At 66.9% G+C, this 25,216-nt stretch carries 22 protein-coding genes and 1 tRNA gene; 13 read left to right on the top strand and 10 right to left on the bottom strand.

What is annotated here, in order from left to right; genetic code table 11:
* Positions 1 to 19: 19 nt before the first annotated feature.
* Both glnA and DDZ14_RS15640 read right to left on the bottom strand, forming a co-directional pair.
* Positions 20 to 1,426: a type I glutamate--ammonia ligase gene (gene glnA, locus DDZ14_RS15645; protein WP_109425916.1), complete on the bottom strand. Its 1,407-nt coding sequence runs from the start codon at positions 1,424 to 1,426 to the stop codon at positions 20 to 22.
* 49 nt (positions 1,427 to 1,475) lie between these two features.
* Positions 1,476 to 1,814: a P-II family nitrogen regulator gene (locus tag DDZ14_RS15640; protein WP_109425915.1), complete on the bottom strand. Its 339-nt coding sequence runs from the start codon at positions 1,812 to 1,814 to the stop codon at positions 1,476 to 1,478.
* 155 nt (positions 1,815 to 1,969) lie between these two features.
* On the opposite strand from DDZ14_RS15640, the gene DDZ14_RS15635 reads away from it, so the two are divergent.
* The gene (locus tag DDZ14_RS15635; protein WP_109425914.1) at positions 1,970 to 3,607 is read left to right on the top strand and encodes an NAD(P)H-hydrate dehydratase; all 1,638 of its coding nucleotides are present in this window, start codon (positions 1,970 to 1,972) and stop codon (positions 3,605 to 3,607) included.
* Here the strand turns inward: DDZ14_RS15635 and DDZ14_RS15630 are convergent.
* On the bottom strand, positions 3,604 to 4,095 hold the full coding sequence (locus tag DDZ14_RS15630; RefSeq protein ID WP_109425913.1) for a Hint domain-containing protein: 492 nt from the start codon (positions 4,093 to 4,095) through the stop codon (positions 3,604 to 3,606). The genes DDZ14_RS15635 and DDZ14_RS15630 overlap by 4 nt on opposite strands.
* A 176-nt stretch (positions 4,096 to 4,271) precedes the next feature.
* Here DDZ14_RS15630 and DDZ14_RS15625 point away from each other — a divergent pair.
* The 7 genes from DDZ14_RS15625 (at position 4,272) to DDZ14_RS15595 (ending at position 9,388) form a co-directional block, all read left to right on the top strand.
* Positions 4,272 to 4,356 (top strand) — tRNA-Leu (locus tag DDZ14_RS15625).
* Between the two features lie 26 nt (positions 4,357 to 4,382).
* Positions 4,383 to 5,717: a trigger factor gene (tig, locus tag DDZ14_RS15620; protein WP_109425912.1), complete on the top strand. Its 1,335-nt coding sequence runs from the start codon at positions 4,383 to 4,385 to the stop codon at positions 5,715 to 5,717.
* 185 nt (positions 5,718 to 5,902) lie between these two features.
* Entirely contained in the window at positions 5,903 to 6,523 is a 621-nt protein-coding gene (locus DDZ14_RS15615; RefSeq protein WP_109425911.1) for an ATP-dependent Clp protease proteolytic subunit, read from the top strand.
* A gap of 154 nt (positions 6,524 to 6,677) precedes the next feature.
* Entirely contained in the window at positions 6,678 to 7,943 is a 1,266-nt protein-coding gene (gene clpX, locus DDZ14_RS15610; RefSeq protein WP_109425910.1) for an ATP-dependent Clp protease ATP-binding subunit ClpX, read from the top strand.
* 168 nt (positions 7,944 to 8,111) lie between these two features.
* Positions 8,112 to 8,495 carry an NADH:ubiquinone oxidoreductase subunit NDUFA12 gene (locus DDZ14_RS15605; RefSeq protein WP_109425909.1) on the top strand — a complete coding sequence of 128 codons (384 nt, stop codon included), beginning with the start codon at positions 8,112 to 8,114 and terminating at the stop codon, positions 8,493 to 8,495.
* Between the two features lie 9 nt (positions 8,496 to 8,504).
* Positions 8,505 to 8,954 carry an outer membrane lipid asymmetry maintenance protein MlaD gene (mlaD, locus tag DDZ14_RS15600; RefSeq protein WP_109425908.1) on the top strand — a complete coding sequence of 150 codons (450 nt, stop codon included), beginning with the start codon at positions 8,505 to 8,507 and terminating at the stop codon, positions 8,952 to 8,954.
* The gene (locus DDZ14_RS15595; protein ID WP_109425907.1) at positions 8,951 to 9,388 is read left to right on the top strand and encodes a DUF2155 domain-containing protein; all 438 of its coding nucleotides are present in this window, start codon (positions 8,951 to 8,953) and stop codon (positions 9,386 to 9,388) included. Before mlaD ends, DDZ14_RS15595 begins: the two co-directional genes overlap by 4 nt.
* Here DDZ14_RS15595 and aat read toward each other — a convergent pair.
* From aat to DDZ14_RS15560, 7 genes are all read right to left on the bottom strand, one after another.
* Complete coding sequence (gene aat, locus DDZ14_RS15590) at positions 9,331 to 9,972, bottom strand: leucyl/phenylalanyl-tRNA--protein transferase (RefSeq protein ID WP_109425906.1); 642 nt, start codon at positions 9,970 to 9,972, stop codon at positions 9,331 to 9,333. The genes DDZ14_RS15595 and aat overlap by 58 nt on opposite strands.
* A 96-nt stretch (positions 9,973 to 10,068) precedes the next feature.
* A complete protein-coding gene (gene accC, locus DDZ14_RS15585; protein ID WP_109425905.1) occupies positions 10,069 to 11,421 on the bottom strand; it encodes an acetyl-CoA carboxylase biotin carboxylase subunit in 1,353 nt (450 codons plus the stop codon).
* 7 nt (positions 11,422 to 11,428) lie between these two features.
* Positions 11,429 to 11,923: an acetyl-CoA carboxylase biotin carboxyl carrier protein gene (accB, locus tag DDZ14_RS15580; RefSeq protein WP_109425904.1), complete on the bottom strand. Its 495-nt coding sequence runs from the start codon at positions 11,921 to 11,923 to the stop codon at positions 11,429 to 11,431.
* A 130-nt stretch (positions 11,924 to 12,053) separates the two neighbouring features.
* Positions 12,054 to 12,257 (bottom strand): GDCCVxC domain-containing (seleno)protein, encoded by a 204-nt coding sequence (locus DDZ14_RS15575; RefSeq protein WP_109425903.1) that lies wholly within the window; start codon positions 12,255 to 12,257, stop codon positions 12,054 to 12,056.
* 32 nt (positions 12,258 to 12,289) lie between these two features.
* Positions 12,290 to 13,045, bottom strand: coding sequence for a DsbA family protein (locus DDZ14_RS15570; RefSeq protein WP_109425902.1), 756 nt, complete (start codon positions 13,043 to 13,045; stop codon positions 12,290 to 12,292).
* Positions 13,046 to 13,080: 35 nt separating this feature from the next.
* The gene (locus DDZ14_RS15565) at positions 13,081 to 14,424 is read right to left on the bottom strand and encodes a M48 family metalloprotease (protein WP_109425901.1); all 1,344 of its coding nucleotides are present in this window, start codon (positions 14,422 to 14,424) and stop codon (positions 13,081 to 13,083) included.
* Positions 14,425 to 14,642: 218 nt separating this feature from the next.
* Positions 14,643 to 17,339: a ribonuclease E/G gene (locus tag DDZ14_RS15560; RefSeq protein ID WP_109425900.1), complete on the bottom strand. Its 2,697-nt coding sequence runs from the start codon at positions 17,337 to 17,339 to the stop codon at positions 14,643 to 14,645.
* Between the two features lie 418 nt (positions 17,340 to 17,757).
* On the opposite strand from DDZ14_RS15560, the gene DDZ14_RS15555 reads away from it, so the two are divergent.
* The 5 genes from DDZ14_RS15555 (at position 17,758) to DDZ14_RS15535 (ending at position 25,199) form a co-directional block, all read left to right on the top strand.
* Positions 17,758 to 18,987: an N-acetylmuramoyl-L-alanine amidase gene (locus DDZ14_RS15555; RefSeq protein WP_109425899.1), complete on the top strand. Its 1,230-nt coding sequence runs from the start codon at positions 17,758 to 17,760 to the stop codon at positions 18,985 to 18,987.
* Positions 18,988 to 19,129: 142 nt separating this feature from the next.
* Entirely contained in the window at positions 19,130 to 21,652 is a 2,523-nt protein-coding gene (locus DDZ14_RS15550) for a penicillin-binding protein 1A (protein ID WP_109425898.1), read from the top strand.
* Positions 21,653 to 21,761: 109 nt separating this feature from the next.
* Positions 21,762 to 22,889: a peptide chain release factor 2 gene (prfB, locus tag DDZ14_RS15545; protein WP_109425897.1), complete on the top strand. Its 1,128-nt coding sequence runs from the start codon at positions 21,762 to 21,764 to the stop codon at positions 22,887 to 22,889.
* Positions 22,886 to 24,328 (top strand): amidase, encoded by a 1,443-nt coding sequence (locus DDZ14_RS15540; protein ID WP_255417510.1) that lies wholly within the window; start codon positions 22,886 to 22,888, stop codon positions 24,326 to 24,328. The genes prfB and DDZ14_RS15540 overlap by 4 nt, the downstream gene beginning before the upstream one ends.
* Positions 24,329 to 24,413: 85 nt before the next feature.
* Positions 24,414 to 25,199 carry a DUF2189 domain-containing protein gene (locus tag DDZ14_RS15535; protein WP_109425896.1) on the top strand — a complete coding sequence of 262 codons (786 nt, stop codon included), beginning with the start codon at positions 24,414 to 24,416 and terminating at the stop codon, positions 25,197 to 25,199.
* Positions 25,200 to 25,216 lie beyond the last annotated feature (17 nt).

The following is a 25,216-nucleotide window of genomic DNA, read 5'->3' as shown; positions in this document are numbered from 1 at the left end:
TCGGATTATTTGCCGTCGGTCAGCAGCTGTAATACATCTGGAACTCGACCGGGTGGGGCGTGTGCTCATAGGCATAGACCTCTTCCCATTTCAGGTTGAGATAGCCCTGGATCTGATCCTTTGTGAACACGTCCCCGGCCAGCAGGAATTCGTGATCGACGGTCAGCGAGTCGAGCGCCTCTCGCAGGGAGGAGCAGACCGTCGGGATGCCTTCCAGTTCTTCGGGCGGCAGGTCGTAGAGGTTCTTGTCCATCGCCTCGCCCGGATCGATCTTGTTCTTGATCCCGTCGAGGCCGGCCATGAGCAGCGCCGCGAAGGCCAGGTAGGGGTTCGCCGACGGGTCCGGGAAGCGGGCCTCGACGCGCTTGGCCTTGGGGCTCTCGGTCCACGGGATGCGCACGCAGCCCGAGCGGTTGCGGGCCGAATAGGCGCGCAGCACCGGGGCCTCGAAGCCGGGGATCAGCCGCTTGTAGCTGTTGGTCGACGGGTTGGTGAAAGCGTTGAGCGTCTTGGCGTGCTTGAGGATGCCGCCGATGAAGTAGAGCGCCTCCTGGCTAAGATCGGCGTATTTGTCGCCAGCGAAGAGCGGCTTGCCCTCCTTCCAGATCGACATGTTGACATGCATGCCCGTGCCGTTGTCGCCATAGATCGGCTTGGGCATGAAGGTGGCCGATTTGCCATAGGCATGCGCCACGTTGTGGATCACGTATTTGTATTTCTGCAGGTGGTCGGCCTGGTCGGTTAGGGTGCTGAAGATCAGCCCCAGCTCGTGCTGGCAGCTCGCCACTTCGTGGTGGTGCTTGTCCACCTTCATGCCCATCCGCTTCATGGTGGAGAGCATTTCCGAGCGGATGTCCTGGGCCGCGTCGGTCGGATTCACCGGGAAATAGCCGCCCTTGACGCCCGGACGGTGACCGGTGTTGCCCATCTCGTATTCGGTATCGGTGTTCCAGGAGGCATCGACCGCGTCGACCTCGTAGGACACCTTGTTGATGGAGTTGGAGAACCGCACGTCGTCGAACAGGAAGAACTCCGCCTCAGGGCCGAAATAGGACACGTCGCCCACGCCGGAGGATTTCAGATAGGCCTCGGCCTTCTCGGCGGTGCCTCGCGGATCGCGCTCATAGGGCTCGCCGGTGTCGGGCTCCACCACCGTGCAGTGGATCGCCAGCGTCTTCTCGGCGTAGAACGGGTCGATATAGGCGGACTTCGCCGCCGGCATCAGTTTCATGTCGGAGGCTTCGATCGACTTCCAGCCGGCGATGGAGGAGCCATCGAACATGAAGCCCTCTTCCATGAAGTCCTCGTCGACCTGGTCGGCCAGCACGGTCACGTGCTGGAGCTTGCCCCGCGGGTCGGTGAAACGGATGTCGACATATTCGACATCCTCGTCCTTGATCATCTTCAGCACGTCAGCGTTGCTCATGTGACCCAATCCTCTCTCGGTAGATTCCTGTGGTGTTCTTCGGTTTCGTTCAAAGCGCGTCTTCGCCGGTCTCGCCCGTGCGGATGCGGATCGCCTGTTCCACGGGGGAGACGAAGATCTTGCCGTCACCGATCTTGTCGGTGCAGGCGGCGTCGATGATGGCCTGCGCGGCGCCATCGACCTGGTCGTCGGCCAGGACCACCTCGATCTTCACCTTCGGCAGGAAGTCCACGACATATTCGGCGCCGCGATAGAGCTCGGTATGGCCTTTCTGGCGGCCGAAGCCCTTGACCTCGGTGACCGACAGCCCCTGGATGCCGACCTCCTGCAAGGCTTCCTTCACCTCGTCGAGTTTGAAGGGCTTGATGATCGCCTCGATCTTTTTCATGGCCGACTCCCTTGGCGTTCCGTTTGAGCGGGTGTGACCACTTCCGCCGGGGCGGCGCAATCGGCTAGGCTGGCGGCCACGGGGGCGCCACGGGGATTCTGGAGACACCGCCTAATTATTGTGCAACATGCGCGTTTCGGGGGCTGTATGCGAAAATGACCGAATTACTGACCGCGGCGCAGATGCGCGCGATTGAAGAGGCGGCCATCGGGTCGGGCGCGGTGACCGGGCTCGAACTGATGGAACGCGCAGGCCGCAGCGTGGTCGAGGCGGTGTTCGAGGAATGGCCGGACCTGGCCAAGGCGCCGCACCGGGCAGTGGTGCTCTGCGGGCCGGGTAACAACGGCGGCGACGGGTTCGTCGTGGCGCGGCTGTTGAAGGCGTGGGGCTGGGAGGTGGAGGTGTTCCTCTACGGCGATCCCGCGAAACTGCCGCCGGATGCGAAGGTGAATTACGAGCGGTGTTTGGAGATGGGGGAGGTCGACCTCCTGAGCGATGGCAACCTGTTTGACGCTGATGGCGGGTTGAGTCGTGCCGCTCTTTGGGTGGATGCTTTGTTTGGCACAGGACTGACTCGGCCTCTTTCGGGCCCGTCCCTCGTGCATGCAGTCATGTGTTTGAATGAAGTGTCCTCCCTCGGCCTTGGGAAAGTTGTAGCCTGCGACGTTCCATCTGGCCTTTGTGCTGATAGCGGTCGGAAACTGGTGCCGTCGGATGATTGCACCAGTGTCCAGATGAGCGTGAATGCAGATTTCACTGTGTCATTTCACAGCGGAAAAATCGGGCATCGTCTTGCCGAAGGTCCGAGAGGTTGCGGCAAAACCGTCGTCAAAAGCATCGGACTTGAGGGTGGCCCCCGGCCGCGGGTGGGGGTGAAGCCCCCGCCCGGGGGGGCGGTCGGGGGCTGCCCGGCGGTGCCGCCGGGCGATGTGGTTCGGCTTGTTGAGGGCATTTCTGTTGGCCTGCTGGCTAAGGCAGCACAAACCCACAAATACGCCCACGGCCATGCCCTGATCCTGGTGGGCGGCGCGGGGCGGACCGGCGCGGCAAGGCTGGCGGCACGCGGCGCCTTGAGGATCGGCGCGGGGCTGGTGACGCTGGGGGTGCCGGGCAGCGCGCAGCAGGAGGTGGCCAGCCAGATCACCGCGCTGATGCTCAGGCGGGTGGAAGACGGCGCGGGCCTGGCCGGGGTGCTGGGAGACGCGCGGATCAACGCGCTCTGCCTCGGACCCGGGATGGGCATGGAGCGGGCGCGGGAGTTGGTGCCCGCGGCGCTGAGGACCGGCCGGGCGGTGGTGCTGGACGCGGACGCGCTGACAGGCTTCTCGGAGGCGCCAGAGGAGCTTTTTCGGCTTCTGCACGAGAATTGCGTCATCACCCCACATGCCGGCGAGTTTGCGCGGCTCTTCCCCGACATTGCCGAGAAGCTGAACGCCACACCCACCACGGGGCCTGCCTGTTCCAAGGTGGATGCGACGCGGGAGGCCGCCGCGCGCGCGGGCTGCGCGGTGCTTTTCAAGGGGCCCGATACGGTGATCGCCGCGCCGGACGGACGGTGCAGCATCAACTCCGCCCATTACGACCGTGCCGCGCCGTGGCTGGCCACGGCGGGTGCGGGCGACGTGCTGGCCGGCTTCATCGCCGGGCTGTTGGCGCGGAGGATGCCACCGATGCAGGCGGCCGAGGCCGCGGCCTGGCTGCATGTTGAGTGCGCGCGCCGGTTCGGTCCCGGTCTGATCGCCGAGGATCTGCCCGAAACGCTGCCGGGCGTCCTGCGCGATCTGGGCTGTTAGTCTGCGGTGGCGTGCGCGTCCGAACTGGCAAGTTCCAGCCCGTCGGCATAGAGGATATGCGGCGCGTCGAAGACAAGCTCATGCAGCGTCATCGCGACATCTTCCTCGCGGACGAGGAACTCGCCGTCCACCAGCCGGTCGACGGGAACCAGCGCCTGCGCGCAGCCGAACAGCGCCGGGGCGCGCCAGTCTCGAAGCAGAATCCGCTGGCCTGCGGGCAGGAGCGTGTCGGTATCCGGCCGCCCGTGGCCCAACGTGCCTGCGCGCACCCGCACGGCCCGGCCCGTGACCTTGCGGCTTCGGATGCCGCGCAGCACCGCCATGCCGCCATCGCGGGTGACGATCCGGTCACCGGGCGCGAGAAACTCGATGGGCAGCGCGCCGTCGCCGGTCAGGATCGTGGTCCCGGTGGGAAGTCCTGTGAGTGCATGCGCGTCGACCGTGGCGGAAACCTGCCCGCCGACGCGCGCGGTCGTTTTCGGTTTCATGGGCGTTATCCGCTATAACCTGCCGCAATCCTTCGTCGCGGAATGTGTCAGGAATGGGATGAAGTCGTGCCATTTTCGGCGCCTTCACACCTGCTTTTCCTCTCGCATCCGCGCGTTGGCTTTGCTAGAGAGCGCGTCAACAGCGGGCGGCCCTTCCGGCGGCCTGCCGGGTATTGGCGGGTGTGGCGGAACTGGTAGACGCACCAGATTTAGGTTCTGGCGCCGCAAGGCGTGGGGGTTCAAGTCCCTCCACCCGCACCACGGGTCATTGAAAGAGGACGACGAGAATGCAGGTCACCGAAACCCTGAACGAAGGTCTCAAGCGCGGCTACAAGCTGATGCTGACCGCGCAGGAGCTGGACGAGAAAGTGGACGCAAAACTGCGGGAAGCCCAGCCCGAGGTGGAAATGAAGGGCTTCCGCAAGGGCAAGGTGCCGATGGCGCTGCTCAGGAAGCAGTTCGGCCAGCGCATCATGGGCGAGGCGATGCAGGAAGCCGTCGATGGCGCCATGAACGAGCATTTCGAGGCCACCGGCGACCGCCCGGCGATGCAGCCCGAGGTCAAGATGACCAACGAGGACTGGAAAGAGGGCGACGATATCGAGGTGGCGCTCAACTACGAGAAGCTGCCGGAGATGCCCGAGGTGGACCTCAAGGCCCTCAAGCTGGAGCGGATGGTCGTCCCCGTGGCCGATGAGGACGTGGACGACGCGCTGAAGAACCTGGCCGAGAGCGCGCAGAATTTCGCGGACCGCAAGAAGGGCGCCAAGGCCAAGGACGGCGACCAGGTGGTGATGGATTTCGTCGGCAAGATCGACGGTGAGGCGTTCGATGGCGGCTCGGCGGAGGATTATCCGCTGGTGCTGGGCTCCAACTCCTTCATTCCGGGCTTCGAGGAGCAGCTCGCCGGTGTGAAGGCGGGCGAGGAGAAGGCCGTCACCGTCAACTTCCCCGAGGAGTACGGCGCCGCGCATCTGGCCGGCAAGGAAGCCGTTTTCGACTGCACGATCAAGGCGGTGAAGGCGCCGGAGGCCGCGCAGATCGACGACGAGCTGGCCAAGCAGTTCGGCGAGGAGAGCCTCGATGCGCTCAAGGACCGCATCCGCGAGCGCCTGTCCGAAGAATACCGCCAGACCGCGCGCCAGTTCACCAAGCGCCAGCTTCTGGACACGCTGGACGAGACGGTGAAGTTCGAGCTGCCGCCGACGCTGGTCGACAGCGAGGCCAAGCAGATCGCGCACCAGCTCTGGCATGACGATAACCCGGATGCGCACGGCCACGACCACCCCGATATCGAGCCCACCGAGGAGCATCTCAAGCTCGCGGAGCGGCGCGTGCGGCTGGGCCTCCTGCTGGCCCATATCGGCGAGAAGGCGGGGATCGACGTCACCGAACAGGAGATGACCCAGGCGATCATCAACGAGGCCCGCAAATATCCGGGCCAGGAACAGCAGTTCTTCCAGTTCGTGCAGCAGAACCAGCAGATGCAGCAGCAGATGCGCGCCCCGATCTTCGAGGACAAGGTCGTGGACTACGTCTTCGAGCTGGCCGAGGTGACCGACAAGGAGGCCACCAAGGACGACCTCAAGGCCGCGATCGACGCGCTCGACGAGGAAGAGTGAAACGCGGCCGCGGCGCCACCGGGATGGAGGGGCGCCGCGGCGCCCCTTTTCCCATTGCGCGGGGGCCACGATTTCGGCGCCGCCCCGCGCCTCCGGCCCTTGCAGGCCCTTGGGCGCGGCACTAAGACTCTGTCAGGTTTCCCGCGCTAGAAACCCCCAGACAATCCAGAGGCAGGCTTCACATCATGCATGATCCGATCGACACCTACATGAACACGCTCGTCCCGATGGTGGTCGAACAGACCTCGCGGGGGGAGCGCGCCTATGACATCTTCTCGCGGCTGCTCAAGGAACGGATCATTTTCGTCTCGGGACCGGTGCATGACGGGATGTCCACGCTGATCGTGGCGCAGCTTCTGTTCCTGGAGGCCGACAATCCGTCCAAGGAAATCTCGATGTACATCAACAGCCCCGGCGGCGTTGTCACGAGCGGGCTGTCGATCTACGACACGATGCAGTATATCAAGCCCAAGGTCAGCACGCTGGTCATCGGGCAGGCGGCCTCGATGGGGTCGATGCTGCTGACCGCGGGCGAGCCGGGGATGCGCTTCTCGCTGCCCAATTCGCGCATCATGGTCCACCAGCCCTCCGGCGGCTACCAGGGCCAGGCCACGGATATCATGATTCATGCCGAGGAGACCCAGAAGCTCAAGCGGCGGCTCAACGAGATCTACGTCAAGCATACCGGCCAGACCCTCAAGAAGGTGGAAGCGGCGCTGGAGCGCGACAATTTCATGAGCCCCGAGGATGCCAAGGACTGGGGTCTGATCGACGAAATCGTCGAAAATCGCCCGCGCGAAACCTGAAGGTGAACCCGTCGCGCGGCTGCCACACCCGCATGTGAGCGAAGCGAAAATTGCATTGTGCCCGGCGAATGGCTGCCCTAGTCTTTGGATGAGAGGGTGGACCAGAAGCCGGACAAGCCCCGCACGCAGGGGCGCGACCTATCTGAGGTGACTGATGGCGACAAACAGCGGCGACTCGAAGAACACGCTCTACTGTTCTTTCTGCGGGAAGAGCCAGCATGAGGTGCGCAAGCTCATCGCCGGGCCGACCGTGTTCATCTGCGATGAATGCGTGGAACTGTGCATGGATATCATCCGGGAGGAGACGAAATCCACCGGGCTGAAATCCACCGAAGGCGTCCCGGCCCCCAAGGAAATCTGCCAGGTTCTGGACGATTACGTGATCGGCCAGATACATGCCAAGCGTGTTCTGTCGGTGGCCGTCCACAACCACTACAAGCGGCTCAACAACGCCTCCAAATCCTCCGATATCGAGCTTGCGAAATCCAATATCCTGCTGATCGGCCCGACGGGCTGCGGCAAGACGTTGCTGGCGCAGACGCTGGCGCGCATTCTCGACGTGCCCTTCACAATGGCCGACGCGACGACGCTGACCGAGGCCGGGTACGTGGGCGAGGATGTCGAGAACATCATCCTGAAACTTCTCCAATCCAGCGAGTACAATGTCGAGCGTGCCCAGCGCGGCATCGTCTATATCGACGAGGTCGACAAGATCACCCGCAAGTCCGACAACCCCTCGATCACCCGCGACGTGTCGGGCGAGGGCGTGCAGCAGGCGCTGCTGAAGATCATGGAAGGCACCGTCGCCTCTGTGCCGCCGCAGGGCGGGCGCAAGCATCCGCAGCAGGAATTCCTGCAGGTGGACACGACCAATATTCTCTTCATCTGCGGCGGGGCCTTCGCGGGGCTCGACCGGATCATCGCGCAACGCGGCAAGGGCTCGGCGATCGGCTTCGGCGCCGATGTGAAGGATGAGGAAGCCCGCCAGATCGGCGAGACGCTCAAGGTGCTGGAACCCGAGGATCTGTTGAAATTCGGCCTGATCCCGGAATTCGTCGGCCGCCTGCCGGTCATCGCCACGCTGGAGGATCTGGACGAGGAGGCGCTGGTCACCATCCTGACCCAGCCCAAGAACGCGCTGGTCAAGCAGTATCAGCGGCTTTTCGAGCTGGAGGACGTGAAGCTGACCTTCACCGAGGACGCGCTGAAGGGCATCGCCAAGCGCGCCATCGAACGCAAGACCGGCGCGCGCGGCCTGCGCTCAATCATGGAGGATATCCTGCTCGACACGATGTACGACCTGCCCAGCCTCGACCATGTCGAGGAGGTCGTCGTCAACGAGGAGGCCGCCACCTCGCAGGCCAACCCGCTCTTCATCTATACCGACCAGGAAAAAAGCGGCGCGGCGAGCGCGGGCTGACCGCGCCTGCATTGCGATGCCGCTCGAATGACGCGCCGCCGCCGGCCGGGCCGGCGGCGTTTTTCATCGGACGGGCGCGGGCGTTCCGGCGCTGGCGATAGGCCATTGCCACTAGACCTCCGCGCCCACATGGTCCATATCAGAACCAGTGAAAACCGGAGGCATCCGATGGGCATTCTCAACACTCTTCTGCGCGCCGTCACCTGGTGGAACGGGCAGACGCTCAACACCCAGCTCTATACCTGGCGCAAGGGCCGGCGGGTGGGCGAGGATGCCGAGGGAAACATTTTCTACCAGACCGCCGACGGCAAGAAACGCTGGGTGATCTTCAACGGCGAGGCCGAGGCCAGCCGCGTGTCGCCCGACTGGCATGGCTGGCTGCATTACACCTACAAGGAGCCGCCGACCGATCAGCCACTGGTCCACAAGCCCTGGGAGAAACCCCATCAGGAGAACCTGACGGGCACGCCCCTGGCTTATGCACCTGCGGGCTCGATCCGCCGGGCGGTGCCTGCGGAGCGCTCCGATTACGAAGCCTGGGTGCCGGAGTGACGTCGAGACATGGCTGAGAACACGACAGAAACGATCATCGGCGCCGCGGTGATTACGGTGGCCGCGGGCTTCCTGGTCTTCGCCTCGCAGGCCGCGGGCGTCTCCACCCGGTCGGGCAGCTATCCGCTGACCGCCAGCTTCCGCTCCGCCGACGGGGTGTCGGTGGGCACGGATGTGCGCCTGGCGGGCGTGAAGATCGGCACGGTCACGGATCTGGATCTCAACCCGCAGACCTTCCGCGCCGACGCGACCGTGTCGGTTCTCAAGGGGCTGGAGATCCCCGAGGACAGCGCGATCCTGGTCAGCCAGGACGGGCTGCTGGGCGGCAACTATATTGAGATCGTGCCGGGCGGTTCGCCCTTCAACCTGGAGCCCGGTGGCGAGATCGAGGACACCCAGGGCTCCGTCAGCCTGGTGTCGCTCCTGATGAAATTCGTCTCGGCGAGCAGCGAGGAATGACGCCTGGCGCCTTCGGTCGCGTTGTGCTTCTGGCTGCGCTGGCCGGCGCTGCGGGGCCGGTCGCCGCGCAATACGAGTCCGCCCCGCTGGACCAGCCACAGAACCAGCCGCGAGTTAGCGTGGCCCGCGAGGGCGCGGTGCTGCGCGGGCTTGACCGGGTCTCCGGCGCCTTGACCGAGATGCGGCTCGCACCGGGGGAGACGCAGGTCTATGGCGGGCTTGACGTGACGCTGGGCGAGTGCCGGTATCCCGCCGAGGACCCCGCCAGCGATGCCTTCGCCCAACTGACGATTGCCGACACGGCGGGCGGAGAAGTGATCTTCGAGGGCTGGATGATCGCCTCGTCGCCGGCGCTCATGGCGCTCGACCACCCGCGCTACGATGTCTGGGTGATCAGTTGCAGGACCTCGGAAGGCGAGGACGGGGCCGACTGAACGAAGAAATCCGCGGGCTCGGCCAGCGCGGCCTTCAGGTGCCGCCGATAGGCCTCGCGCGGGATCTCCATGGCGCCCAGCGAGCGCAGATGCGGGGTGATGAACTGCGTATCGAATAGCCGGAAGCCGCCCGCGCGCAACCGCGCCACCAGCCAGGCCAGTGCGATCTTGGAGGCGTTGCGCCGGCGCGAGAACATGCTCTCGCCGAAGAACGCGGCCCCCATCGTCACGCCATAGACGCCGCCCACCAGCGCGGTGCCCTCCCAGACCTCGACGGAATGCGCCCAGCCGCTGCGGTGCAGGGCGGCGTAGAGATCGAATATCTCCTCGTTGATCCAGGTTTCCGGGCGGTCGGCGCAGCCCGCTACAACGCCCTCGAAATCCGCGTCGATGCGCACCGCGAAAGGGTGGCGGCGGATCTCCCGGCGCAGCGAGCGCGACAGGTGGAAGCCGTCCAGCGGGATGATCCCGCGCTGGCGCGGATCGACCCAGAAGATCTCGGCCGCGGCGCGCCCCTCGGCCATCGGGAAGACGCCCGCACCATAGGCGTGCAAAAGCAGATCCGGCGTGATCGGCGGCGTCATGGGAACCCTTTGGCTGTCTCGCCCGAACCATAATCCCCGGCCGGGTGCCGCGCCAGCGCGAAACCGAACGGGTCGGGGGCGGTCATGCGGGGCCGCTCAGCTACCGCCCAGATTGGTTTCCAGCCAGTGTTCGAGCCAGTGGATGTTGTAGTCGCCGCTCTGGATGTCGGGTTCGTTCACCAGCGCATGGAAGAGCGGCACGGTGGTGTCCACGCCGTCCACGATCAACTCGCCCAGTGCGCGCTTGAGCCGTGCCAGTGCCTCCTCCCGGTCGAAACCGTGCACGATCAGCTTGCCGATCAGGCTGTCGTAATAGGGCGGAATCGCGTAGCCGGAATAGAGCGCGCTGTCCATCCGAACGCCCAGCCCGCCGGGGGCGTGGAAGGTCGTGATCCGGCCCGGACAGGGTGAGAAATTCGGCAGCTTCTCGGCGTTGATCCGCACCTCGATCGCATGGCCCTGAAGGTGCAGGTCGTCCTGGGTAAAATGCATCGGCAGACCGGCGGCGACCCGGATCTGCTCACGCACCAGATCGACGCCATAGACCGCCTCGGTCACCGGGTGTTCGACCTGGAGGCGGGTGTTCATCTCGATGAAGAAAAACTCGCCATTCTCGTAGAGAAACTCGATCGTGCCCGCGCCGGCATAGTTGATCCGCGCCACGGCCTCGGCGCAGGTCTTGCCGATCTCGGCGCGCATCTCGGGCGTGATGGCGGGGCCGGGGGCTTCCTCGAAGACCTTCTGGTGACGGCGCTGAAGCGAACAGTCGCGCTCGCCCAGATGCACCGCGCTGCCCTTGCCGTCGCCGAAGACCTGCACCTCGATATGCCGGGGCGTGCCGAGATACTTCTCGATATAGACCTCGTCATTGCCGAAGGCGGACTTGGCCTCGGACCGGGCCGAGCGGAAGGCGACCGTCAACTCGTCGCGCGACCGCGCCAGCTTCATGCCGCGCCCGCCGCCGCCCGCCGTGGCCTTGACGATCAGCGGATAGCCGATCTCGTCGCCAAGTTCGAGCGCGGCCTCCACCGTCGGCACCCCGCCCTCGGAGCCCGGCACGCAGGGCACGCCGAGCGCCTTCATGGTTTCCTTGGCGGTGATCTTGTCACCCATGATGCGGATGTGTTCGGCCGTGGGGCCGATGAAGGTCAGGTCGTGATCCTCCACCACCTGCACGAAATCCGCGTTCTCCGACAGAAAGCCGTATCCCGGATGGATCGCCTCGGCGCCGGTGATTTCGCAAGCCGAGATGATGGCGGGCACCGACAGGTAGCTCAGCGTGCCGGCGGGCGGGCCGATACAGACGCTTTCGTCGGCCATGCGCACATGCATCGCGTCGGCGTCGGCCGTGGAATGCACCGCGACGGTGGCGACGCCCATTTCCTGGCAGGCGCGGATGACGCGAAGCGCGATTTCGCCCCGGTTGGCGATCAGGACTTTTGAAAACATGCGCGCCTCACTCGACGATCATCAGCGGCGCGCCGAATTCCACCGGCGTGCCGTCCTCGACGAGGATCCGCTTGACCGTGCCCGCCCGCGGCGCGGGGATGTGGTTCATGGTCTTCATCGCCTCGATGATCAACAGCGTCTCGCCTTCCTCGACCGTGTCGCCGATCTTCACGAAAGCCGGCGTGCCGGGTTCGGCCTGAAGATAGACCGTTCCCACCATGGGCGAAGTCACAGCGCCCGGATGCTGTGCCAAATCCTCGGGCGAGGCAGCCTGCTGCGCGACCTCGGCGCCGGGCGCGGGCGCGGCAGAGGCGGCGGGGGCTGCGACATGAACCGGGGCTGCGGCAGGCGCCGCCTGCATCTGGCGCGCCACGCGGACATTCAGGCTGTCATCCTCGCCATAGTCGCGATGGACCTCCAGTTCGGTCAGTTCGTTGCTGCGCAGCAACTCCGCCAGGGCCTGGATGAAGGCCACATCGGCATCGTGCGATTTCTTGGTCATGGGAGATCCTCGATCACTCTGGCTGGCGTTCCTGTCGCCCTGCGCGGTGCAGGCGCTTCTTCTGCTCTGGCTGCTTATACGCAAGCGGACGGGCGCTGAAAAGCGTCGGGTGCAGAAAATGCGGCCTCGGTCAGCCGCAGCAGTCCTGCCCGGCCTGAACCGGCGGACAGGGCTTGTCGGCGTAGGAGCAGAAAACGCAGCAATCGCCGGGCGCGGGACGCAGGAGCGCGTGGCAGAAGGAACATTCGTGAAACCACTGGCAGGCGTCGGTCGGCATTCGAAGCCTCTCGCTCCGCCCGCATTCGGGGCAGGTCAGGGTCGCATGGCCGCTCATGTGCCGCTTCGCTTGTTCCCAACAGACCGCGGTCAGTTCACCTGCGCGCGCGCGGCGTCGAGCAATCGCTCCATCTGCGCCAGCGGGACGTAACCGCGCAGCATCCGGTCCTCCAGCACGAAGGTCGGCGTGCCGTTGATCTGCATGCGCTGCGCCAGGCGGTGATTTTCGGAGATGACGCGGGTCACCTCGTCGCTGTCCATCGCGTCCATGATGGCGGTGGCGTCGAGATCGAGCTTGCGCGCGATGCCGGCCAGCGAGGTTTCAGTGAGCTGCCCGCCATAGGTCATCAGCTCGTCATGCAGGGCCTTGTAGGCATCGTCGCCCGCGATCTGGCGCGTGGCGATCGCCATGCGCGCGGCCAGCATGGATTGCTCGCCCAGAATCGGGAACTCCTTGATGACGAAGCGCAGGTCGTCATTGCCCTCGACCAATGCATGGACTTCGTCGAAGGCCTTGCGGCAATAACCGCAACGGTAATCCATGAACTCCACCAGCGTGATCGCACCGTCCGGATTGCCGCCGGTCCAGCTATCGGGATCGTTGAAGAGCGCATCGGCATTGGCTGCAACCAGCGCCGCGTCGTCGGTATCCTGCTGCGCGGCCTGGCGTTCCTCCAGCCTCTGGATCGCCTCCAGCAGAACCTCGGGATGTTCCAGCAGATAGGCGCGCACCTCGGCCCGGAACGCCTCGCGCTCCGCCGGTGTCGGGTCAGTCAGCCCGTCGGCCAGTGCGGGACCGGCCAAGGCGGCGATCCCGAGCATGAGTGCGGTGAGAAACTGTTTCATGGGGCCTACCTTACCTTGCTTCACCTGGCTTGCCGTCATTTCCTCGCCGCCTGTTTGGCGGCGCCGAGCACATCCTGCGCCCGGAGCCAACCGGGCGAGCCGCGCGGCACCAGTCCGGAGGCCCGTTTGGCGTGGATCGCGGCATCTTCGAGCCGGCCCATCACCGCGTAACGCTCGGCCGTGGCCACCGATGCCATACCATTATCGCCTGTACGCGCATAGGCCACCGCCAGATCGCGCAACATCACCGGATCGTGAGGATCGCGGGCGCGCGCGCGGGTCAGGCTTTCCAGCGCCGCGCGGGCCTGACCGCCGGCCAGTTGCGCCCGGCCCAGACCGGCAAGGATCAGCGGCTCGTTCGGGGCCAGCCGGGCGGCGCGGGAATAGCTGGTGATGGCCGGACCCGCGCGCCCGGATTCCAGTAGGATCTGGCCCTTGAGCTCGTGATAGTAGGGATCGTTGGGGCGGGCGCGGATCAGCCCGTCGGCATGGCGGATCGCCTCGTCGGGCTTGGGCATCCGGTGATAGGCGATGGCGCGGGCGAGCGTCGCGATCTCGCCCCGGTCGGCGCGGTCGAAGCGGCGCAGCGTCCAGGACGGGTTGCGCAGGAAGGCCGAAAGCTTGGTGGTGGCGCGCGCATACCAGTAGCGCGTTTCGGCCGGGGCCGGCCGGGCTCGATCGCCCAGCGCGGCGGCCTGGCCCTTGATCGCGCGGATCCGGTCGCGCGTCAGCGGATGGGTCAGCACGTAAGGGTCCTGGAGGCTGGACGAAAGTGCCTCCTGCCCGCGGAAGATCTCCAGGACCCGCAGCATCGCTTCGGGGTCGATCCCGGCGCCGGCCATGGTGCGCGCGGCGGTCAGGTCGGCGGCGGTCTCCTCGGCACGGGTGTGGGCGAAGAAGCGGCGCATGGCGGCGCTCTGCGTGCCGGCCGCGACGCCGACGCCGGCATCCGCTCCACCCGCCACCGCCGCCGCCAGCGCCAGGACCAGCCCCAGCCGCGCGGCCTGCGACGCGCTGCGCAGATTGGTCATGCGCCGCGCGACATGGCCGTTGGTGATATGCGCCAGCTCATGCGCCATGACGCCTTGCAACTCGTCGGGGCTGTCGAGTTTAAGGATCAGGCCGGAATGCAGGAAGATATGTTGCTGATCGCCGACGAAGGCGTTGAGCGATCGGTCGCCCACCACGAGGAAGCGCACCGCGCCGCGCCCCAGGCCCGAGGATTGCAGCACCGGGGCCGCGACCATGCCCAGCGCGTGTTCGATTTCCGCGTCGCGCAGGAGCGACTGCGCCTTTGCACCTGGCGCGGCCAGAAGCGCGAGCGAAGCGGCCAGCGCGGCGGAGACGCGCCGGAACCTGCGAAACGGGCCGTGTCTCATCGGTGCGTCTCCCTCCTGCGGCGTGGGGCCGGGGATACCCCCCTTGATAGAGAGCTTGGCCCGGCGGTTTCAAGCCGCACGGCGCCGATGCGCGGTGTCCGGCCGAACGCCGGCCTGCCGTCTTGCCGGGCCGCATGGCCGGGGGAAACGAACGCGGGCGCCGGGGTTTCCCCCTGCGCCCGCGTCCGATTCGGTGCTTTCGCGCGGTCTGACGCGGCTCAGCGATTGAGCGCCCACCAGCCGCGGCGGCGGGTGGTCTTGGGTTTCGCCTTATCCGCCTCGCCCTCTTCGGCAGCACTCTCCCCGGCCATCGCCGGTTCGGGTGCCACGGCTGGCTCGGCGGCCTCCGCCGGGGGCTCGGGCTGCGGCTCGGCGGCCGCTGCTTCGGCTGGTTCCGGCGCAGGCTCGGGCTTGGCCTCTGTCTCCGCCTCGGGGGCAGGGGCCGCATCCTTCGGCTTGGGCTTGGCGCGGCTGCGCTTGCGGGGCGCGGGCTTCTTCGGCTCGGCCTCCGCTTCGGGTTCGGCTTCAGGTTCCGGGGCCGCCTCCGGCGCGGAAGCGGCGTCCTGAGGCTGGTCTTCGCCGGCTTGCTCCGGCTGGGCCTCGGGCGTATCGGCCCTCTTGCGCCGGCTGCGCTTGCGCGCGGGCTTGGGCGCTTCGGCCTCCGCCTCCACCGGTGCGGTGGCCGGGGCGTCAGCCGATTCTTCCGCTGCCGCGGCACCATCCCCGGCGTCGTCCACGGCCTCATTCGCGTCGTCCTGACCGGAATCGCCGCCGCCATTGCGGCCGCGCCCGCCGCGCCGCCGCCGGCGCCGCCGCTTCTTCCTCGGCCCGCCATCGCCATCGCCGTCGCCAGTGCCACCGCTCTCGCCACCGGCACCGCTCTCGCTTCCGCCCGCGTTCTCCGCGGCCTCGGCTTCGATCTCGGCCTCGATCTGCGCATCGGCCGCGGCGATCGCCTCGTCGGTTTCCTCAAGCAGCTTGCTGTCGACCGACACGACCGGCGCCGTCACCTCGGGCACCGCGCGCGTCGCGGTCTTGAACCGCTCGATCGTGTGGTCGGGGCTGACCAGGGCCGGGTCGGCCTCGATCCGCACCGACAATCCGTAGCGGCTCTCGATGAAGGCGATATGCTCGCGCTTCTGGTTCATCAGGAAATTGGCGATGCCCACCGGCGCCTTGACCAGCACCTCGCGGGTGCGCTTGCGCACGCCCTCCTCCTCGAGTTGACGCAGGATCGAAAGCGCCATGCTCTCGTCGTTGCGGATCAGCCCGGTGCCGTGGCAATGCGGGCAGGGGGCGGTGGTGGCCTCGATCATGCCGGGGCGCAGCCGCTGGCGGCTCATCTCCATCAGCCCGAAGCCAGAAATGCGGCCCACCTGGATGCGGGCGCGGTCGGTCTTGAGCTTCTCCTTCATCCGCTTCTCGACGGCGGCGTTGTTCTTGCGCTCGTCCATGTCGATGAAGTCGATCACGATCAGCCCGGCCAGGTCGCGCAGGCGAAGCTGGCGCGCAACCTCCTCGGCGGCCTCCAGATTGGTCTTGAGCGCCGTCTCCTCGATAGAGCCTTCCTTGGTGGCGCGGCCCGAGTTCACGTCGATCGCCACCAGCGCCTCGGTCACGCCGATCACGATATAGCCGCCGGACTTGAGTTGCACCGTCGGGTTGAACATCGCCGAGAGATAGCTTTCGACCTGGTAGCGCGCGAAGAGCGGCAGCGGGTCGGTGTAATGCTTCACGTTCTTGGCGTGGGACGGCATGAGCATCTTCATGAAGTCCTTGGCCAGCCGGTAGCCGGCCTCGCCCTCCACGAAGACCTCGTCGATCTCGCGGTTGTAGAGGTCGCGGATCGAGCGCTTGATCAGGTTGCCTTCCTCGTAGATCGGGGCAGGGGCCACGGATTTCAGTGTCAGTTCGCGGATCTGCTCCCACAGGCGCTGGAGATACTCGTAGTCGCGCTTGATCTCGGCCTTGGTGCGCTTGGCACCGGCGGTGCGGATGATCAGCCCGGCGCCCTGCGGGATCTCGATCCCGTTGGCGATGTCCTTGAGCTTCTTGCGGTCCGCGGCGTTGGTGATCTTGCGGGAGATGCCGCCGCCGCGGGCGGTGTTGGGCATCAGCACGCAGTAGCGCCCGGCCAGCGACAGGTAGGTGGTGAGCGCCGCGCCCTTGTTGCCGCGCTCTTCCTTGACGACCTGAACCAGCAGGATCTGGCGGACCTTGATGACTTCCTGGATCTTGTAGCGGCGCGAGCGCTGCTTGCGCGGACGCTGGATTTCCTCCTCCACGTCCTCGCTGGCCACCGATTCGATGTCGGTGTCGCGCGCCGCGGCATCGGGCTTGGCGCCCTCGTCGCCATCCTCGTCGGCCGTACCGGTGGCATCGCCCTCGGCATCCCGTTGCGCCTCGTCGGTTGCGAAACCTTCAATGCGTTCGGCCCGCGCGTCCTCGTCGTCCAGATCGACCACGTCCATGCCGGGGATCGAGTCCCCGGACGGTTCGGCGGTGACGACCTGATCGGCGTCGGAAGCGGCTTTCTCCGCCTTCGCGGTCCCGGCCGGCTTCTTGCGCCGCGACCGGCGACCGCGCGCGGGTTTTTCCTGCGCGTCCTCGTCGTCGGCCTTGCGTGCCAGTTCCCGCTCTTCCTCGAGCAGCGCCTGACGGTCGGCCACCGGGATCTGGTAGTAATCCGGGTGGATCTCCGAAAAGGCCAGGAACCCGTGGCGGTTGCCGCCGTAATCGACGAAGGCCGCCTGAAGTGACGGCTCGACGCGGGTTACCTTCGCGAGATAGATGTTGCCAGCAAGCTGGCGCTTGTTGACGGATTCAAAGTCGAATTCCTCGACCTTGCTTCCGTCCGCCACGACGACGCGGGTCTCTTCCGCGTGCGTGGCGTCGATGAGCATTTTCTTGGCCATTTAGTCTCTTTACACGCCCCGGCGGCCCGTCGGACTTGATCGCGGGCAGGTGGGGGCTGATTTGTCAGGGCGATATGGAGCGCAGGCCACGCTTCGGCGCCGGCTGATGCCGGTCTTGCCACTCGCGTGTCTTGCCTGTCGCGTCTCATCGCGTTTCTTCTCCGATGTCGCGCGCGGCGGCACCCTGGTTGTTTCCGCCCCAGTTCCGGGCGGTGCGGCCTTTCGGCCTGATCGGTCTGTTCGAAATTGCCCTGGCGCGTTTTGCCCAGCAGGTACGAAACAGCGAAACTTGTGCAGTGGCGGGCAAATCGGCCCGATTTCCACCTTCCGTTGAACATAGCGGGTTTGACGGGACAATGACAATGCTGTTTTTCGGCGGCCGCAGCGGGTATAGAGGCGGCAAAAGAAAGCGGGCAGAATGTATCGTCTCGGAACATGGATTTTGGCGCTCGCGCTGGCGGCGGGCGGAGGCATGCCCACCGCTGCGCAGGAACTGACGGCGCGCGCGCGGCTGATGCAGCAGGGCTCGGCCATTTTCGATGAGGGCGCGGGCGTCGCGGCGGAACTGGCACTGACGCAGGGCGTGCCCTACCGGGTCTTCACGCTCGATGCGCCGCGCCGCCTGGTGGTTGATCTGCGCGAGGTCAGCTTTGACGGGGTTGATGCTGCGGCGCTGGAGCGCGCAATGGCCGTTTCGGGGATGCGGATGGGGCTCTTCCGCCCCGGCTGGTCGCGGATCGTGCTGGACCTCGATGCGCCGCTGGCGCTGCGAAGCGCCGAGATGCGGACCGACGCGTCCACCGGCGAGGCGCGCATCGCGATCCGGCTGGAGCCGGTTCCGGAGGCGGAGTTTGCTGCCCGTTCCGGCGCGCCGGAGGCCGCGCTCTGGCCGCGCACGCCGCCGCCCGACGCAGCCGCGCCCAAGCGCCGGCAGACCGGGGACAGGCCGCTTGTCGTGGTGCTCGATCCGGGGCATGGCGGGATCGACCCCGGCGCCGAGCGCGACGGCCATAGCGAGGCCGACCTGATGCTGACCTTCGCACGGGAATTGCGCGAGGTTCTGGCCTTCTCGGGCCGCTACGAGGTGGTCCTGACCCGCGAGGAGGACGTCTTCGTGCCGCTCATCTCGCGCATCAGCATCGCGCGCGCGGCCGGCGCGGATGCCTTCCTGTCGCTCCATGCCGACGCGCTGGCCGAGGGGCGCGCGCGGGGGGCGTCGGTCTACACGCTGTCGGACACCGCCTCCGACACGGCAGCTGAATTGCTGGCGGAACGCCACGACCGGGCCGATCTGCTGGCCGGGGTCGACCTGGCCGAGCAGGACGACGTGATCGCCGGCGTCCTGATGGACATGGCCCGGCTGGAGACCGAACCGCGCTCCGAACGCCTGGCCGGGACGCTGGTCGAGGGTATCCGCGCGGCCGTCGGCAAGATGCACAAACGCGCCCACCACTACGCTGGCTTTTCGGTCCTGCGGGCGCCGGATATCCCGTCGGTGCTGATCGAGCTGGGCTTCATGTCGAGCCCGAAGGAGCTGGAAAACCTCGTGGACCCGGAATGGCGGGGCCGGTTCGCGCAAGGGATTCTGGACGCGCTCGACACCTGGGCGCAGGCGGATGCCGAGGAATCCCGGCGGCTGCGGCAATGAGCCCCGGTTCCGCATCGCCCGTGCGCCGGGTAAAGCCACGTCCGGCGGGCGGATTCCGGCGCGTCGCGGCGGCCTTGTGTTTTGACCCGCCCCGGCGCAGCCCATATACTGGCGGCTACATCTTTCTCGGGAGGGGCTTGCGGTGATCCGTGCGATCCTGTCTTTCTTCGGTTTCATCTTCAGCTGGCTGACATTGGGCATCTTCATGATCGCCTTCGTCATCGGCGGCGTGCTCTACATCTATTCCCGCGACCTGCCCAATCACGAGCAGCTCGCGCAATACGCCCCTCCGACGATCAGCCGGATTTATTCCGGCCAGGGCCGACTGATGGACGAGTTCGCGCGCGAGCGCCGCATCTTCGCGCCGTCGAGCGAAATCCCCGATCTGGTCAAGCAGGCTTTCGTGTCGGCCGAGGACAAGAATTTCTACATCCACAGCGGCTATGACGCGCGCAGCATGATCGCCGCACTGGTCGATGCGGTGCGCACCCGTGGCGAGACACTGCGCGGCGCCTCGACCATCACCCAGCAGGTGATGAAGAATTTCCTGCTGTCGGGCGACCGCAAGGCGGAGCGCAAGATCAAGGAGATCATCCTGGCCACCCGGCTGGAGGAGACGCTGAGCAAGGACCAGATTCTGGAGCTTTACCTCAACGAGATCTTCCTGGGCCAGAACTCCTATGGCGTGGCCGCCGCGGCGCAGACCTATTTCAACAAGACGCTGGAGGAACTGACCCCGGCGGAAGCCGCCTATATCGCCGCGCTGCCCAAGGCGCCGTCGGACTATCACCCGGTCTTCGAGCGCGAGCGCGCCCTCGACCGGCGCAATTACGTGCTGCGCGAGATGCACGACAACGGTTATATCGACAAGGACGCCTACGAGACCGCCAAGGCCAGCCCGCTGGAGACCGTGCAGGGCGGCGAAATCGCCTCGTTCCGCGGTGCGCTGCCGGATCGGGATTACTTCACCGATGAGATCCGGCGGCAGCTTTCCGACCGCTACTCGGAGGAGGAATTTTTCGGCGGCGGGCTCTCGATCCGCGCAACGGTGGACCCCGAATTGCAGCGCCTCGCGGCGCAGGCGCTCCGCGAGGGGCTGGAGGAATACGACCGCGCCCGCGGCGCTTGGCGCGGTGCAGCCGCGACCATCCCGGAGGCGCAGATCGACAACTGGCGCACGGCGCTGGCGGAACTGCGTGTGCCCCGTGATATCGAGGGCTGGTCGCCCGCCGTCGTCCTGGGCTTCGAGGGCGATTCCGCTCGCATCGGCGTCGAAGGCTTCGATGTGGCCGATGCCGCGTCCATCCTGCCGCGCGACGCGTTTCGCTGGATCCAGAATGCGGGCGGCCCGAAGGATGTGCTGAGCCCCGGCGATGTGGTGCATGTGAAACCGGTGCGCGGCGACGATGGCGAGATCCGCCATTTCTCCCTGCGCCAGATCCCCGAGCTTCAGGGCGGGTTCATGGCGATGGACGTTCATACGGGTCGTGTTCTGGCCATGCAGGGCGGCTTCTCCTACCAGCATTCGGTCTTCAACCGGGCCACGCAGGCGACGCGGCAGCCCGGCTCGTCCTTCAAGCCTTTCGTCTATGCCTCCGCGCTCGACAGCGGCTATGCGCCCAACACCATCGTCATCGACGCACCCATCGAGGTGGAGACCGGCGACGGCATATGGCGGCCGCAGAATGCCAGCCGCAAATTCTATGGCCCGGCGCCGCTCCGGACCGGCATTGAACGCTCGCGCAACCTGATGACCGTGCGCCTGGCACAGGATATCGGGATGGAGACGGTGGCCTATTACGCCGAACGCTTCGGCGTCTACGACCGGATGCAGACCTACCTGGCCAATGCGCTGGGCAGCCAGGAGACGACGCTCTTCCGCATGGTGGCGGCCTACGCGATGTTCGCCAATGGCGGCGAGCGGGTGGAGCCCACGCTGGTGGACCGGGTGCAGGACCGCTATGGCAAGACGATCTATCGCCACGACAAGCGCGACTGTATCGACTGCGGGCAGGACACGCTGACCGCGGGCGAGGGGCCGACCCTGGTCACCAACCGCAGCCGCGTCATCGACGCGGTGACGGCATATCAGGTCAGTTCGATGATGCGCGGCGTGGTGGAACGCGGCACCGCGGCGGGGCAGGTCAGCCTGGGCGTGCCCACGGCGGGCAAGACCGGCACCACCAACGACGCGCGCGACGTCTGGTTCATCGGCTTCACTTCCAACATCGTGGCGGGCTGCTACATGGGCTTCGACCGGCCCCGCACGATGGGCCGCAGGGCCTATGGCGGCACGATGTGCGGCCCGGTCTTCAACAGCTTCATGCAGAAGGCGGTGGAGAAATACGGCGGCGGCCGGTTCCCGGTGCCGCCCAACAGCCATTTCGTGAAGATCGACCGGTTCACCGGCGAACGCCTGCCCCCGGATGCCAGCGGCGAGTACGTCGTGGCCGAGCTTTTCCGCGATGGCGAGGATCCGCTCTCGGGCTTCATGAACATCATCGACGGCGGCTTCGCGATGAGTGGCGACCTGCCGATCTTCTCCCGCGGGGAGGAGGCCGAGTTCGAGGAAAGCCAGGAGGTCATCACCTCCACCGGAGAGCGCCGCGAAATCCCGAAGGGCAACGCGAGCTTCGGGTCGATGTCCTCGGGCGGGCTCTACTGACAGCGGCGGCTCGGGCTGGCCCAGTGGCAGGCCCCACGGGCGGGCTTGCCGCCGCCGGGGCGGGCCGGTAAACCGGGCCCCAGACATCAGGGCAGGAGACGGGCGCAGCATGCGGGCGGACGCACAAAACAGGGTCGAGGAGATCACCAGGTCGCTGGACCTGCTCCGGCAGCGGGTCGGGTGGGGGAGCGTCGATCACCGGCTCGAGGAATTCAACGCGATGACCGAGGATCCGGATCTCTGGAACGATCCGGCGCGCGCGCAGAAGCTGATGCGCGACCGCCAGAGCCTGGTCGACGCGGTGGAGACCGTGCGCTCCATCGCGCAGGAGCTTGAGGACAATGTCGAACTGATCGAGATGGGCGAGGCCGAGGGCGACGCCGATGTCGTGGCCGAGGCGGAGGCCGCGCTCAGGAAACTCGCCGACCGCGCCGCTGCCAAGGAACTCGAGGCGCTGCTCGACGGCGAGGCCGACGGCAACGACACGTTCCTGGAGATCAACGCCGGCGCGGGCGGCACGGAAAGCTGCGACTGGGCCGCGATGCTGGCGCGGATGTATGTGCGCTGGGCCGAGAAGAAGGGCTACAAGGTCGAGCTTCAATCCGAAAGCGCCGGCGACGAGGCGGGGATCAAGTCCGCCGCCTACAAGATCAGCGGACCCAACGCCTATGGTTGGCTCAAGTCGGAGTCCGGCGTGCACCGGCTGGTGCGAATCTCGCCCTATGACAGCGCGGCGCGGCGGCACACCTCCTTCTGCTCGGTCTGGGTCTACCCGGTGGTCGACGACAATATCGAGATCGAGGTCAACCCGGCGGAGATCCGCATCGATACCTACCGGTCCTCCGGTGCAGGCGGGCAGCATGTGAACACCACCGACTCGGCGGTGCGGATCACCCACCTGCCCACTGGCATCGTGGTGACGAGCTCGGAGAAATCCCAGCACCAGAACCGCGACATCGCCATGAAGGCGCTGAAATCGCGGCTCTACCAGATGGAGCTGGACAAGCGCAACGCGGCGATCACCGAGGCGCATGAGGCCAAGGGCGAGGCCGGCTGGGGCAACCAGATACGCTCCTACGTGCTGCAACCCTACCAGATGGTGAAGGATCTGCGCACCAATGTGGAAACCTCGGACACGCAGGGCGTGCTCGACGGTGATCTGGACCAGTTCATGGCGGCGACGCTGGCGCTCGACGCCAGCGGCAAGAGCCGGGCCGAGGCGCAGGACAGCGCGTGAGCGCGGGCGGGCCGGGAACGCAGGGGCTCGCGGGCCTCGGTGCGCTCGATCTGTCCGACATGCTGGCGCGCCGCGAGATCGGCGCGGAGGAGGTGATGCGCGCCACGCTGGCGCGGATCGAGGCGGTCAATCCCGAAATCAATGCGATCGTATCGCTGCGCGACGGCGACGACCTGCTGGCCGAGGCGCGCGCCGCCGACGCCGCCCCGCGCAAGGGCTGGCTGCATGGCGTGCCGCTGGCGGTCAAGGATCTGGCCAATGCGGCCGGGCTGCCGACCTCGCGCGGCTCGCCGCTCTTCGCGGGCGAGATCGCGGCGGCGGACGACCTGCACATCGCGCGGCTGCGCGCGGCGGGCGCGATCGTCATCGGAAAGACCAACACCCCGGAATTCGGCCTGGGCAGCCACACGTTCAACCCGGTCTTCGGGGCGACGCGCAACCCCTATGACCCGGCGCGGTCGGCGGGTGGGTCTTCGGGCGGGGCGGCGGCGGCGCTGGCCACCGGCATGCTGGCGGTCGTCGACGGCTCGGACATGATGGGCAGCCTGCGCAACCCCGCCGCCTGGTGCAATGTCTACGGGATGCGGCCAAGCTGGGGCCGCGTGCCGTCGGAGCCACAGGTCGACACCTTCCTGCACCAGCTTTCCACCAACGGGCCGATGGCGCGCAACCCGCGCGACCTGGCGGCGCTGCTCGACAGCATGTCGGGACCCGATCCGCGCCAGCCGCACGGGGCCGACGCCGCACCCTGCCTGCCCGATATCGGGGCGGATGTCGCGGGTCGGCGGATCGGCTGGCTGGGCGACTGGGGCGGCGCCTACCCGATGGAGGAGGGCATCCTCGCGCTCTGCGAGACCGCGCTGCACGGGCTGGAGGCGCTGGGCTGCCCGGTCGAGCCGCTGGCTCCGCCATTTCCGGCCGCACAGATCTGGCAGGGCTGGACGGTACTCCGAAGCTGGGCGGTGGCGGCCAGCCTGGGGCCGCTCCACGCCGACCCGGACCACCGCGCGGCGCTCAAGCCCGAGGCGCTCTGGGAGATAGAGCGCGGCCTGCGGCTCGACGGGATGGAGATCCACCGCGCCAGCGTCATCCGGTCCGACTGGTTCGCCGCCGCCGCGCGGCTCTTCGAGACATTCGACGTCCTGGCGCTGCCCGCCGCGCAGGTCTGGCCGTTTCCGCTCGGCTGGCGCTACCCGGACCGGATCGCGGGACAGGAAATGGACAGCTACCACCGCTGGATGGAGGTCGTGGTGCCCGCGAGCCTGGCGGGACTGCCGGCGATCAGCCTGCCTGCGGGGTTCGGGCCGCAGGGCCTGCCGATGGGGCTTCAGATCATCGGCCCGCGCGGCGCCGACGCGTGCTTGCTGCAACTGGCGCGGGCCTGGCACGAGGCGACGGACTGGCCCGGCGCGCGCCCGCCCGAGACGCGCGGCGCTTGACGCGCACGCGGGACGCGGATCATCCTTGCTTGACGGCGGGGCGGTCGAGGCCGCCGCGCCACGCGCGAGGATCGGGAGGAGAACCATGAGCGAGACAGCAGAAACCGCGGCGTCGCCGCGCCCGGTGATACGGACGCTGGGGGCCGCGGATATCCGCGCGGCGCTGGGGCTGGGCCTGCGCGACTTCCGCCGCGCGCCCGCCTTCGGGCTCTTCTTCAGCGCGGTCTATGAGCTGGGTGGCATGTTCCTCTACTGGATGCTGGTGCCGCCGGGAAATCTGGTCTGGGCCCTGCCGGTGCTGCTGGGCTTTCCGCTGATCGCGCCCTTCGCGGCGGTCGGACTCTACGAGGTCAGCCGCCGGCTGGAGGCCGGCTCACCGCTGGTCTGGGGCGAGATCCTGGGCGTCGTCCTGCGCGAACGCAACCGTCAGATGCCGTCCATGGCGGTGGTCATCATCTTCATTTTCCTGGTTTGGGTCTTCATCGGCCACATGATCTTCGCGCTTTTCATGGGGCTTCAGGTGATGACCAATGTCTCCACCTCCTTCGAGGTGTTCCTGACCCCGAACGGGCTGACGATGCTGGCCGTGGGGACCGCGGTGGGGGCGGGCTTCGCCTTCGTGCTCTTCGCCATCACCGTGGTGGCGCTGCCGCTGCTGCTGGACCGCGAGATCGACTTCGTCACCGCGATGATCACGAGTTTCCAGACCGTGACCGGGAATTTCGTGCCGATGATGGGCTGGGCCGCGACGATCACAGCACTTCTGGCGCTGGGAATGCTGCCCTTTTTCCTGGGCCTTTTCGTCGTGCTGCCGGTGCTGGGCCACGCGACCTGGCATATCTACCGCCGCGCCATCGGCTTCGACGCCTGACCCATCGCCTCTCGCGG

Source organism: Maritimibacter sp. 55A14 (genome assembly GCF_003122205.1).
GTDB lineage: Bacteria > Pseudomonadota > Alphaproteobacteria > Rhodobacterales > Rhodobacteraceae > QEYE01.
Note: the sequence above shows the minus strand (reverse complement) of the source record. Positions and strands in the feature narration are given on the sequence as shown.